This is a genomic window from Algoriphagus sp. PAP.12, assembly GCF_026652115.1.
In the GTDB taxonomy this organism is placed as follows: Bacteria; Bacteroidota; Bacteroidia; order Cytophagales; family Cyclobacteriaceae; genus Algoriphagus.
This window is the reverse complement of record NZ_JAPPSQ010000089.1, coordinates 1-307: the sequence shown is the minus strand read 5'-3', so window position 1 is coordinate 307 and position 307 is coordinate 1. Positions and strand designations below refer to the sequence as shown.

The window sequence follows — 307 nt, the reverse complement described above, 5'->3', positions numbered from 1 at the left end:
TCTCCATCATCCAGGCCGTATTGTTCACCAGATCGTTGAGCGGATAGATCTGAGTGGGGTGTACTCCCGCTATTCAGAGAATGGATCTAGCAGCTATCATCCCAAGATGTTGTTAAAGGTTCTGGTCTATGGATACCTAGAAAACTGTTATTCATCCCGCAAACTCGAAAAAGCGGTCCGGGAAAACATTGTGTTCATGTGGCTTGCCGGGATGCAGCGTCCCGATCACCACACGATCAATCGATTCCGGTCAGAACGTCTCCGAGATGTAATCGGTGATATTTTTGCCCAGGTGGTATTGATGCTG

General features: G+C 48.2%; 1 pseudogene. It reads left to right on the top strand.

Annotated elements, in window-relative coordinates:
* Positions 1 to 64: 64 nt before the first annotated feature.
* Positions 65 to 307 (top strand): annotated as a pseudogene (locus tag O0V13_RS21580) (transposase); the annotation flags it as partial.